At 67.8% G+C, this 10,807-nt stretch carries 12 protein-coding genes; 3 read left to right on the top strand and 9 right to left on the bottom strand.

The features are described 5' to 3' along the window. Positions 1-165: 165 nt before the first annotated feature. Together KB201_RS19110 and KB201_RS19105 are read right to left on the bottom strand one after the other, a co-directional pair. Positions 166-966, bottom strand: a complete 801-nt coding sequence (locus tag KB201_RS19110) for an SAM-dependent methyltransferase (protein WP_211540107.1) — start codon at positions 964-966, stop codon at positions 166-168. Next, positions 944-1,612, bottom strand: a complete 669-nt coding sequence (locus KB201_RS19105; RefSeq protein WP_068969947.1) for a DUF5336 domain-containing protein — start codon at positions 1,610-1,612, stop codon at positions 944-946. The genes KB201_RS19110 and KB201_RS19105 overlap by 23 nt, the downstream gene beginning before the upstream one ends. 219 nt (positions 1,613-1,831) lie before the next feature. Between KB201_RS19105 and KB201_RS19100 the strand changes: the two genes are divergently transcribed. After that, positions 1,832-2,485, top strand: a complete 654-nt coding sequence (locus tag KB201_RS19100) for a TetR/AcrR family transcriptional regulator (RefSeq protein ID WP_211540105.1) — start codon at positions 1,832-1,834, stop codon at positions 2,483-2,485. A 15-nt stretch (positions 2,486-2,500) separates the two neighbouring features. On the opposite strand, the gene KB201_RS19095 is transcribed toward KB201_RS19100, so the two are convergent. The 3 genes from KB201_RS19095 to KB201_RS19085 all read right to left on the bottom strand — a co-directional run bounded on the left by KB201_RS19095 (position 2,501) and on the right by KB201_RS19085 (position 5,076). Next, complete coding sequence (locus tag KB201_RS19095; RefSeq protein WP_068969949.1) at positions 2,501-3,121, bottom strand: nitroreductase family protein; 621 nt, start codon at positions 3,119-3,121, stop codon at positions 2,501-2,503. A gap of 75 nt (positions 3,122-3,196) precedes the next feature. Next, positions 3,197-3,607 (bottom strand): NUDIX hydrolase, encoded by a 411-nt coding sequence (locus KB201_RS19090; RefSeq protein WP_211540104.1) that lies wholly within the window; start codon positions 3,605-3,607, stop codon positions 3,197-3,199. Further along, positions 3,604-5,076 (bottom strand): carboxyl transferase domain-containing protein, encoded by a 1,473-nt coding sequence (locus KB201_RS19085; RefSeq protein ID WP_211540103.1) that lies wholly within the window; start codon positions 5,074-5,076, stop codon positions 3,604-3,606. The genes KB201_RS19090 and KB201_RS19085 overlap by 4 nt, the downstream gene beginning before the upstream one ends. Before the next feature lie 158 nt (positions 5,077-5,234). Between KB201_RS19085 and KB201_RS19080 the strand changes: the two genes are divergently transcribed. Further along, complete coding sequence (locus KB201_RS19080; protein WP_211540102.1) at positions 5,235-5,699, top strand: SRPBCC family protein; 465 nt, start codon at positions 5,235-5,237, stop codon at positions 5,697-5,699. On the opposite strand, the gene KB201_RS19075 is transcribed toward KB201_RS19080, so the two are convergent. The 4 genes from KB201_RS19075 to sucC all read right to left on the bottom strand — a co-directional run bounded on the left by KB201_RS19075 (position 5,683) and on the right by sucC (position 9,076). Then, positions 5,683-6,195 carry an RDD family protein gene (locus tag KB201_RS19075; protein WP_249146034.1) on the bottom strand — a complete coding sequence of 171 codons (513 nt, stop codon included), beginning with the start codon at positions 6,193-6,195 and terminating at the stop codon, positions 5,683-5,685. The genes KB201_RS19080 and KB201_RS19075 overlap by 17 nt on opposite strands. After that, positions 6,192-6,902 (bottom strand): hypothetical protein, encoded by a 711-nt coding sequence (locus tag KB201_RS19070; RefSeq protein ID WP_223258814.1) that lies wholly within the window; start codon positions 6,900-6,902, stop codon positions 6,192-6,194. Before KB201_RS19070 ends, KB201_RS19075 begins: the two co-directional genes overlap by 4 nt. 93 nt (positions 6,903-6,995) lie before the next feature. Further along, a complete protein-coding gene (gene sucD / locus KB201_RS19065; protein WP_058251543.1) occupies positions 6,996-7,898 on the bottom strand; it encodes a succinate--CoA ligase subunit alpha in 903 nt (300 codons plus the stop codon). A gap of 14 nt (positions 7,899-7,912) precedes the next feature. Next, positions 7,913-9,076, bottom strand: a complete 1,164-nt coding sequence (gene sucC, locus KB201_RS19060; RefSeq protein WP_211540101.1) for an ADP-forming succinate--CoA ligase subunit beta — start codon at positions 9,074-9,076, stop codon at positions 7,913-7,915. Positions 9,077-9,514: 438 nt separating this feature from the next. Between sucC and KB201_RS19055 the strand changes: the two genes are divergently transcribed. Continuing rightward, positions 9,515-10,684, top strand: a complete 1,170-nt coding sequence (locus KB201_RS19055) for a M23 family metallopeptidase (protein ID WP_211540100.1) — start codon at positions 9,515-9,517, stop codon at positions 10,682-10,684. Positions 10,685-10,807 lie beyond the last annotated feature (123 nt).

Here is a 10,807-nt window from a genome sequence, read left to right as displayed (position 1 = left end):
ACCCTTCGTGACGCTCGCAAGCTCGCTCCTCAGGGAGCGGTTAGAAGCGCTTCGCTCACACCTCAGGGAGCAGTTAGAAGCGCTTCGCTCACACCTCTAGGCAGATAGGAGCGCTTCGCTCACACCTCTAGGCAGATAGGAGCGCTTCGCTCACACCGGCCGGCCTCAGCGTGCCCGCCGAAGACGCGCCACAGCGGTCTGGCCATCGTCGCCCGCGACGACCTCGCACTCGTAGTGCGCTCTGGTCGGCGGGGCGACCCCGACCAGGTCGTACTGGGCGGTGTTCATCTCGATCAGCAACTCGCCACCGACGGCGAGCCATCTCCGGGCGTCGGCGATCAAGGCCGTGATGTGGTCGAGGCCGTCCCGGCCGCCGAGCAGCGCGCCGCGCGGTTCGTGATCCCGCGCCTCCGGCGCCAGCAGTCCGAGCGCAGACTCGGGCACGTAGGGAGGTACTGCGGCGATCACGTCCAGACGGCCGCGTAGTGCTGCCGGTAGCGGGACGAGCCCGGCACCGAGGTGAATCCCGGTCCCGCCCGGCAGGTTTCGGCGCGCGAAGCCGAGGGCGGTGTCGTCAGCATCGACGACATGCAGTTCGACGCCGGGCACCGCGGCCGCAACACTCGCGGCGATGGGTGCGACGCCGCAGAACGCCTCGAGTACGGTCGGCGACCGGCACGCATCTGCTGCGGCGATCGCGGTGCGCGCCAACAACAGGGAACGCTGCCGCGGCACGAAGACGCCCGTGCCCACGGACAACCGCAACTCGCCGAACTGCACCCAGCCCACCAGATGCTCAATCGGCACGCCGGCCACGCGTCGGGCACAGAGCGCGTCGAGTTCGGTTGCGTTGGTGGTGTGTTCGCGAAGCACCGCGGCTTCTTCGTCGGCGAAGACACATCCCGCACGACGTAGGAGGCCGACGATCGGATCGTCGGGGCCGTCATCCCCGGTTGGGCGCGTCATCCTTCTTCAGACCGTACAAGAAGGCCGCCGCGATGAGCAGCGTCACCTGCAGGAATCCCAGGATCAGTCCGACGATCGCACCGGCGCCGAGGTCGAGGAACGGCGGCGTGATCAGTGCCGCGGCGAACAGGGCCAGCCACGCGGCGACTCCGACGACCGCGAGGAACGGCAGCGCCTTGCGATAGCTCGGAACCAGCACGAACGTCGCCGCGATGCCGACGACCCCGAGCAGGATGAAGAACTTGCCGGGGTTCAGGACGATCTCGTAGGAGAAGTACGCGGGTATGCCGCCCTGCCCTTCCTCGAAATCCGTTCCCCAACGGTTGAGTTCCTCCTCGGCACCGACCCCGACCGAGATCCACCCGAGGAAGCCCATGAAGTACGTGACCACCCCCGCGACCGCGGAGGCCAGCGCGAAGATCACCGACAGGTCCGCACGTGGTCCGCGTGCCGGCTGTCCCCAGCCGGGACCGGGAGGCGGGTACTGCGCGCCGGGGTTCCACTGCTGAGGAGGAAGACTCCCGGTGCCCGGGTGCTGGACGTGGGCCGTCTGATCCTGGTTGTCGGCGAAGCCCCCGGTCTGCGGTGGGCCCTGCGGAACGCCTGACCACTGACCGCCGGGGTGCTGGGGTTCGCCTGGATTCACGATCCGCTCCTCCTCGCTGCTGCGGGACTCGGCCCGCCGCCCTTTCGGACTGTTCTGCGCCCGCCGTCCGGCGCGCGATCATGCGCAAGACTAAGCCCTTCCCGGCCTCGTGAGCACCGGCCGGCGCAGTTTTCATTCGACCGGGTCACCCACCCCGCGCGCCGACGTCGGACACGCTGCATCTCGTCCGCACGCGCGAACGCGTAGAGTTCGGGATCGATGTCCGCGACGCATGAACCGCGCGAGGACGAATCGGAGATCACGAATCGTCCGCCGACGCGCCGAACCCAGGCCAAGGCGGCCCGTCGTGCCGAATTGCTGTCCGCCGCCGCCCACCAGATGGCCGAACGCGGATTCGCCGGCGTGCGACTGGAGGACATCGGCCGAGCCGTCGGGGTGAGCGGCCCGGCCATGTACCGCCACTTCTCCTCCAAGACCGAGCTTCTCGACGAGATGCTCATCGACATCAGTCAGCGACTGCACGACGGCGGCAGCGAGGTCGCCGACCGCGGCGGCTCACCGTCGGAAACCCTGGTGGCGCTCATCGGCTTTCACATCGACGTCCTCGTCACCCGTCCCGACCTCATCACGGTGCAGGATCGGGACCTGCCGTCGATGACCCCGGACGCCAATCACCGGGTCCGGCTGCTGCAGCGCCGCTATGTGGAACGGTGGGTGGACGTGCTCCTCGCGGTGGTCGACGAGAACGGGGGCACACTCGACCGCGAGGAAGCCCGCGTGCGCGTTCACGCGATGTTCGGGTTGCTCAACTCGTCGCCTCGCCTGCCCGCGTTCGACCAGCACGGACTGCGCCGCCTCCTCACCGCGATGGCGCTGGCGGCACTCCGGTGTGAGGTGCCGGATCAGTCGTGACCCGGCACCCCGCCCTCACCAGCCGTCGATGTGGAGGACCGAGTCGAGAGGTTTGCGCGGCGCGGGCTTGAAATCGGTGCCCTTGCTGTAGGCCACCGGCAGCAACACGCCCTGATGGATGTTGGCCGGGATGCCGAGGAGCTCGGCCACCTCTTTCTCGTAGTTCAGGTGGAGGGTCGTCCACGCCGATCCGAGGCCGCGAGCACGCAACGCCAACTGCAGGCTCCAGGCACCCGGCAGCAGCGAACCCCAGACACCGGCCTGGTTACCCGCCGGCAGGTCGCCACCGGTGTAGATGGCGCCGATGACAAGCACCGGGACCTGACCCATCGTGTCGGCGAGGTACTGGGCACTGGAGGCGACGCGCTTGCCGGTCTCATCCCGCGGGGCCTGGCCCGAGTAGTACTTGGCGAACGACTGCGCGTAATAGTCCGCGACCTTCTGCTTCAGCTCGGGATCGGTGAGCACGATCCAGTGCCAGGTCTGGCTGTTGCTGCCGGTCGGTGCCTGCAACGCGACCTCGAGCGCCTCCTTGACCACGTCGAGCGGCACGGGACGCTCGAAGTCGAGACGCTTGCGCACCGAGCGGGTGGTGGTGAGGAGTTGGTCAGGGTCCAGGGGCAGTAGATCGGTCATCCCTCCATCCTGCACAAAACCATGTCCGTGCACCACGTCGGCCCCGCTGCGCCGGGACCGTCGGCGGGTGCGCCGTCAGGGCGACTCCGGCGGCATCACACCGGCCTGCTCCAGGTACTCCACCAACCTGTTCGTGACCTTCGCCCGACGGACCTCGGCCGGTGTGAAGTACGCCGCGTCCGCGGCGTCGTCACCTGGACGTAGTTCCCCGGAACGGATCTCGGCACGGAAGTCGTGGACCTCGTACACCCGTCCGTCGCCGACCGGGATCTCGAGTTGGATGGCCAATTCGCCGACCGTCACCCGCAAGCCGGTTTCCTCTTCGACCTCGCGGACCACCGCCTGCTCCAGCGACTCCCCGGGCTCCACCCGGCCGCCGGGGAGGCTCCAGTGCCCGGCCGACGGCTCGTTCCGCCTCAGGATCAACAGGATCCGTCCTGACTCGTCGGTGATGAGCGCCCCGACGGCGACGGTGCGCGCGCTCATCGCGCGTCTTTCGACGGCACGCGTGTTCGTGCCTCGTCGTCCGGAACCGGCGATCCCGCGAGATACCGGCCGATCCAGTCGCGGATCGCCGACAGCGCTTCGTCGTCCGATCCGGCGTCGACGACGTGGTCGATCATGCCCTGCGCGGCCATGCGCCCGGCGAGAATGCCCTGCCGCGAGGCCATCTCACCGGCATGGTCGAGATCACGGTGCACGATGAGACTCGCTCCCTCGGGCGGCAACGGCGAGAGCCAGGCGTCGGCGCGCGCGACCCGGACGTCGGCGGGGAACAGCGCGAGCGCGGCGCCGCCCGCACCCTGCCCGAGGAGGACCGAGACGGTCGGCACGCGCACACTGAGCAATTCGACTGTGCAGCGCGCTATCTGCGCCGCGAGGCCACCCTCCTCGGCGACGACCGACAGTTCCGCGCCCGGGGTGTCGATCACGGTGACCACCGGGAGTCCGAGGTCGCCGGCCGCCATGATCGCCCGCCGCGCCTCGCGCAGATGTCGCGGCCCCGGGAGGTCCCCCGCCGCCTGTGACGTCCGGTCGTAGCCGACGACCAACGCGACCCGACCGTCGAAGTCGCTGAGCGAGAAGCGCAGTGGCCCGGCATCCGACAGTGGCGCCGAATCCCCGCCGGCCAGGAACTCGACCAGGCCCGCGCGTCCGGCCTCGCGGGTGGCGAGCACACAGGCCCAGGTGTCCTCCGGCTCCCCCGACTGCGTGCGCTGCGGACGTACCGTCACCGAGTCGTCCGACGACGGCCGGTCACGCGCGTCGAGCAGTCGCAGCACCGCGGCGAGGCGGGCCGGCAGATCGACGGGATCGACCACGTCGTCGACAACCGTTGTGCGGACCAGATTCTCCGCGGTCTGGACATCGGCCGGAAAGGGCTCCCCGTACAGGCCTTCGTAGACGCGCGGCCCGAGAAAACCGATGAGCGCTCCGGGTTCCGCCCAGGTGATGTGGCCGAGCGAACCCCACGACGCGAACACGCCACCCGTGGTCGGATGACGCAGGTACACCAGGTAGGGCAGGCCGGCGGCCTTGTGGTCGGTCACGGCACCCGTGATGGCGACCATCTGCAGGAACGCCGCGGTTCCCTCCTGCATCCGGGTGCCTCCGGAGGCGGGAAACGCCAGCAGCGGAAGTCGTTCGCGTGTCGCGCGTCGGACCGCTGCGACGATCCGGGCCCCCGCATCGCGCCCGATCGACCCGCCGAGAAACTCGAACTCCCCCAGCACGATCGCCACTCGCCGGCCGCCGATCGCGCCGGCGCCGGTGGTGACCGATTCGTCCGAACCGCTCTTTCGGCGTGCCCGGTCGAGCTCGATGGCATAGGTGTCGTCCGCACCATCGGACGTCGTGGCCGGCTCACCGACCGGCGCATCCCACGATTCCCACATATCGTCGTCGACGATCATCACGCGCAGGTCTGTCGCCGTCAGCCGTGCCCGCTCACCCATGCCTCACACCGTATCCCGCCGCGGCCGGGCGGCTCCGGCCTGACGTCGACACCCTCCGCGACGCCCCGACGGGATGATATCCGTCGGCGCCCGGTGTCATACTCTCGTCAGCCCGACACCCGTTCCGTACCACCGACCGATCTCTTCCGGGGGCCCGCATGTCCGACACCTTCCGCATCACCCGATCCACCATCGTCGACGCACCGCCCACTGCGGTGCTGCCGTACCTGGTCGACTTCCACCAGTGGGTGCACTGGTCGCCGTGGGAGGGCGTCGACCCCGACATGACGCGCGACTACTCCGGTGCGGAATCCGGTGTCGGCGCGAAGTACGCGTGGTCGGGCAACAAGAAGGCCGGACGCGGCGCCATGGAGATCACGCGCGTCGACGAGCCGCGCGAGGTCGAGGTGCACCTTGCCTTCGAGAAGCCGATGAAGGCCACCAACACCGTCACCTTCGAACTCGCGCCGGAGGGACAGGCGACGCGGGTGTCCTGGACGATGGTCGGCGCACAGACGTTGTTCAGCCGCGTGGCAGGGTTCTTCGGCATCTTCGACAAGATGCTGGGCAAGGACTTCGAGAAGGGACTGGCTCAGCTCAAGGCGGTCAGCGAGAGTAGATGACCCGGGTGCGCAGGAGGACGTCGGCCACCGACCGCCGACGCCGGTCGACGACCACCCACACCAGACCGATCGCGAAGAACGTACAGAGCAGGGCGCGCAGCACTGCGATGGTCGGCCGAATCCGGGCACCCTCTGAATTGACCACCCGCAGGCCCATCACGACCGACCCGAGTGTGCGTCCGGAGACCTCCCAGCACGTCGCGAGGTAGAGCACCGCCACCAGCACGAAGCCGGTCGTGGTGAAGACCAGATCGACCTCCGGCAACGAGAATTCGCTGACCGAGAGCACGAACTTCATCAGGGACAGGCCCGCATAGGCGGCACCGAGGATCGTCCACACGACGAGGAGGTCGAGGAACGAGGCGACACCCCGGCTCACGATGCCCGCGTTCTTGTCCCGGTCCTGCACCGCATGGGCCTTGTGCACGGGCGGCAGACCGGGCGTCGTCGGGGACGAGTTCTGCAGCAGCTCTGTCGGTTTCGGTTCCGCGGTCATCGTGGCCCCTCCTCATCGGGAGCTGCCTCGATGGCCGCGGCACCGCGGCGACGCAAGAATCGGTTGACCGCGTTGGCCACCGCGTCGTCGGCACGTTCGCTGGTGCTGCGCACGTCGGTCATCACATCGGCGGTCACCGAGGTGCTCGCCTCCCGGATGATGTCGGGGAGGTCGACACCGTCGATGATCTCCTCGGCGAGTCCGATCAGGTCGACGCGCCCGAGAATGGCGTCGATGTCGATCCGGGCCGCGATCGCGTCGATGTCGATCCGGGTGGCGACGGAGTCGAGATCGACCTTGCCGATCACCCTGTCGAGGTCCACCAGATCGATCGCCGCCATCAGATCCACCTGTGCGACAGCCCGATCGAGATCGACCGTGGTGATCACCTCGTCGATGTCGATGAGTGCGAGGACCTCGCTGATGAGTCGTTTCAGGTCGACGTGGGTGAGGACGAGGTCGGTGAGGTCGACCTCCTCGACCAATGCGTCGACGACCTCCCGGATGACGACTCCCAGAACGGCTCGCGTCGTCGAGACCACCACGGTGACAGCGGTGTCGGCGGCCTCGGCCAGCCGCGCACGGACGGACCCGACGACCCCGCCCGCGAGGGGTAGACGTTCCGCGACGTCGGCCACCACCCCGGCGAACCGCATCGACTCCCCTGCCAGCTGGGAGATCGCGCCGCGTCGCGCCGGGGAGTTCACCGACGAATTATCGCACGCGCCGATCCGGTCGGTCGGCCCACGAAAAAACCCGAGCGGGCAGACCCGCTCGGGTTCTTCGGTTCTCGTGACTTCTTACAGTGCCTCGTAGAGCTCCCGCGCCAGCGCGGCGGTCTCGGACGGCGTCTTGCCGACCTTGACGCCCGCAGCCTCGAGGGCTTCCTTCTTGCCCTGCGCGGTGCCCGCACCGCCGGAGACGATGGCGCCGGCATGGCCCATGGTCTTGCCCTCGGGGGCGGTGAAGCCCGCGACGTAGCCGACGACGGGCTTGGTCACGTTGGCCTTGATGTACTCGCCGGCCTTCTCCTCGGCGTCGCCGCCGATCTCACCGATCATCACGATCAGCTTGGTCTCGGGATCCTTCTCGAACGCCTCGATGGCGTCGATGTGGGTGGTGCCGATGACCGGGTCGCCGCCGATGCCGATGGCGGTCGAGAAGCCGAGATCGCGCAGCTCGTACATCATCTGGTAGGTCAGGGTGCCCGACTTGGAGACCAGACCGATCGGCCCCTTGCCGGTGATGTTGTTCGGCGTGATGCCCACCAGCGCCTCACCCGGGGTGATGATGCCGGGGCAGTTGGGGCCGATGATGCGGGTCTTCTCGCCCTTCTCCACGTTGTAGGCCCACGCGTAGGCGGAGTCCTGCACCGGGATGCCCTCGGTGATGACCACGAGCAGCGGGATCTCCGCGTCGATGGCCTCGATGATGGCGTCCTTGGAGAACTTCGGCGGCACGAAGGCGATCGAGGTGTCGGCCCCGGTCTCCTTCATGGCCTCGGCGACCGATGCGAACACCGGCAGCTCGACGTTGTTGCCGTCGGCGTCGACGTGCGACACGGTGGTGCCGGCCTTGCGCGCGTTGACACCGCCGACGATGTTGGTGCCGGCCTTGAGCATCAGAGCGGTGTGCTTGGTGCCCTCACCGCCGGTGATGCCCTGGACGATGACCTTGTTGTCTTTGTTCAGAAAGATCGACATATTCCGTGGCTCCCTTACTTGCTCGCCAGCTCGGCGGCCTTGTCGGCGCCCGAGTCCATGGTTTCGGCGAGCGTGACCAACGGGTGGTTCGCATCGGCCAGGATCTTGCGGCCTTCGTCGACCTTGTTGCCGTCGAGGCGGACGACCAGCGGCTTGTTGGCGTCGGACCCCAGCTTCTCGAGAGCACCGACGATGCCGTTGGCGACGGCGTCACATGCGGTGATGCCACCGAAGACGTTGACGAAGACGCTCTTGACCTGCTCGTCGCCGAGGATGACGTCGAGGCCGGCAGCCATGACCTCGGCCGAGGCGCCGCCGCCGATGTCGAGGAAGTTCGCGGGCTTCACGTTGTTGTGCTTCTCACCGGCGTAGGCGACCACGTCGAGGGTCGACATGACCAGTCCCGCGCCGTTGCCGATGATGCCCACCTCGCCGTCGAGCTTGACGTAGTTGAGGTCGTTCTCCTTGGCCTTGAGCTCCAGGGGATCGGTGGCGTCGCGATCCTCGAACTCCTCGTGGCCGGGCTGACGGAAGTCGGCGTTGGCATCGAGGGTGACCTTGCCGTCGAGGGCGAGGATCCGATCGTCCGGGGTGCGGACGAGCGGGTTGACCTCGACCAGGGTGGCATCTTCCTTGACGAAGACCTCCCAGAGCTTCGCGATGGTGACCGCTGCGGCGTCGAGCACCTCGGCAGGCAGATGGCCCTGCTCGGCGATCGAGCGCGCGGTTTCCAGATCGACACCCTTCACGGCGTCGACGGCGACCCGCGCGAGGCGCTCGGGCTTGGTCGCCGCGACCTCTTCGATCTCCATGCCACCCTCGACCGAGCACATGGCCAGGTAGGAGCGGTTGGTGCGATCGAGCAGGAAGGAGATGTAGTACTCCTCCGCGATGTCGCTGGCCTCGGCGACCAGCAGCTTCTTGACGACGTGGCCCTTGATGTCGAGGCCAAGGATGTTGGAAGCGTGGGACTGCGCGTCGTCCGGGGTCGCGGCGTACTTGACGCCGCCTGCCTTGCCACGCCCGCCGGTCTTGACCTGCGCCTTGATCATCACGGGCTTGCCGATTTCCTCGGCGATCGCCCGCGCATCGGCGGCATCATCGGTCACCCGACCGGGTGTGGTGGGAACCCCGTGCTTGGCGAACAGTTCCTTCGCCTGGTATTCGAAGAGATCCATTCAGCTCACCATCTCGTAGATTTGCCCGCGCAAGGGTGTAATGCGGGCCATATCGGACTTTAAACCTGTCGGGAATCGCCACCCCGCGCGCACCCTGCGCTTGTGCGACAGATCACTCGCTCGGTCGGTTCTCACAGTATTGACGTCGTGACGTGAGGTCCGCAGCGTCGGTCCGACCCCATGAACTGCGACGACCGCAGAATCCATCGGCGCGCGGTCTTCACAGGTTGAATTTGCTGTAGTGAACAGAAAATCCGGCAATTTCCATACTTGGCGACCAGCCATGTGACTCAGCTCACAATATGCCGGTTTGTCGCTTTCTACGGTTGGACTTGCCGCAATCATTTCGTTACCGTCGGCTCTCAGCGGTGGTCACAGAAGGATTACGGACGGTGACTTCGATCCGCCGGCGACGAGATGCGGTAGCGAAGAGATGAGGTGGACGATTTGGCGGGACTCGGTGTCTCACGCGGATCGGGCCGCGTCCGATCGGGCGGGTTGATCGATGACGTCACAGCGGAAGAGATGACCACGATCATCCCCATTGTCGACACCGACGATGCGGCCGGGTACGACCTCACCGACTACGAGTTCGACTTCGCAGACTCCGACACCTCCACTCGCGAGCACTCCGACGCCGGCTGGACGCCGTCGTCGTGGCAGGGCTACTACCGTCCCACCCGTTCGGAGATCACTCAGGACATCCTGATCCCCGAGCACGAGTTCGATCAGTACGAGCACGACGAGCCGTTCGACGTCGAGGGCGCCGAGCTTGACATCTTCGACGGAGGCGAACTCCGTTCGCTCGACGACGACGATCTCGACGACGACACCGAGCATCGCCCCTTCCGGACGAATCCGGCCGGACAACGGGTCCGGCGTGGCGGCAAGCACCGCATCGCGGCGCCGCCGAACGCCCTCAAGGGCGGACGCGCAGCTCTCATCGCCATGGCCGCCGGCGCGGCCGTCGCCGCGGTCGCTCAGGTCGGCACGAGCGACGAGGCGCCTGCACCCGTGAACGCCGCGGCCGTCAACGACGCCACCGCCCCGGGCGCCGCACCCGCGGAGCTGGGCCCCGGCGTCGCTGCTGCGACCGCACAGACCGACCAGATGAACGTCTTCACCAATCAGCTGGGTGTGGGCGCCAAAATGGCGGCGGACCAGGATCGTCGCGAGGCCCTGGCCCGGCGCCCGCTCTTCACCTCGCCGATCCCGCTCGGCAGCTACGACTTCACCTCCGCCTTCGCGATGCGCTGGGGCACCATGCACGGCGGCATCGACATGGCCGCTCCCCTCGGCACCCCGATCCACGCCGCCACCGACGGTGTCGTGATCAAGGCCGAGCCCGCGTCGGGATACGGCCACTGGGTTCAGATCCAGGCCGCCGACGGCACGGTCACCATGTACGGCCACATGGCCTCCTCGGGCGTCCTGGTCACCGAAGGCCAGCGCGTCACCGCCGGCGACGTCATCGCCCTGGTGGGCAACGAGGGCTTTTCGTTCGGCCCGCACCTGCACTTCGAGGTGTGGAAGAACGGCAACACCAAGATCGACCCCGTGCCCTGGCTCGCCGCCAAGGGCGTGAAGCTCTCCGGCTACACCGGCTAGCAGAAGGGCCCCACAGGTCGCGGCGAGCCACGAGGGGTTGGCGACGCGGTCTCACCAGGACCCTTCGTGACGGCCTCCGCAAGCTCCGGCCTCCTCAGGGAGCAGTGGTTGGGCCCGCTCCGA

The sequence above is a fragment of the Gordonia sp. SCSIO 19800 genome (assembly GCF_018132775.1).
In the GTDB taxonomy this organism is placed as follows: domain Bacteria; phylum Actinomycetota; class Actinomycetes; order Mycobacteriales; family Mycobacteriaceae; genus Gordonia; species Gordonia hongkongensis.
Note: the sequence above shows the minus strand (reverse complement) of the source record. Positions and strands in the feature narration are given on the sequence as shown.

Coding starts and splice junctions, on each gene's coding strand:
- KB201_RS19110 (WP_211540107.1), bottom strand. CDS start 966: ATGACGCGCCCAACCGGGGATGACGGCCCCGACGATCCGATCGTCGGC.
- KB201_RS19100 (WP_211540105.1), top strand. CDS start 1,832: ATGTCCGCGACGCATGAACCGCGCGAGGACGAATCGGAGATCACGAAT.
- KB201_RS19095 (WP_068969949.1), bottom strand. CDS start 3,121: ATGACCGATCTACTGCCCCTGGACCCTGACCAACTCCTCACCACCACC.
- KB201_RS19090 (WP_211540104.1), bottom strand. CDS start 3,607: ATGAGCGCGCGCACCGTCGCCGTCGGGGCGCTCATCACCGACGAGTCA.
- KB201_RS19085 (WP_211540103.1), bottom strand. CDS start 5,076: ATGGGTGAGCGGGCACGGCTGACGGCGACAGACCTGCGCGTGATGATC.
- KB201_RS19080 (WP_211540102.1), top strand. CDS start 5,235: ATGTCCGACACCTTCCGCATCACCCGATCCACCATCGTCGACGCACCG.
- KB201_RS19075 (WP_249146034.1), bottom strand. CDS start 6,195: ATGACCGCGGAACCGAAACCGACAGAGCTGCTGCAGAACTCGTCCCCG.
- sucD (WP_058251543.1), bottom strand. CDS start 7,898: ATGTCGATCTTTCTGAACAAAGACAACAAGGTCATCGTCCAGGGCATC.
- sucC (WP_211540101.1), bottom strand. CDS start 9,076: ATGGATCTCTTCGAATACCAGGCGAAGGAACTGTTCGCCAAGCACGGG.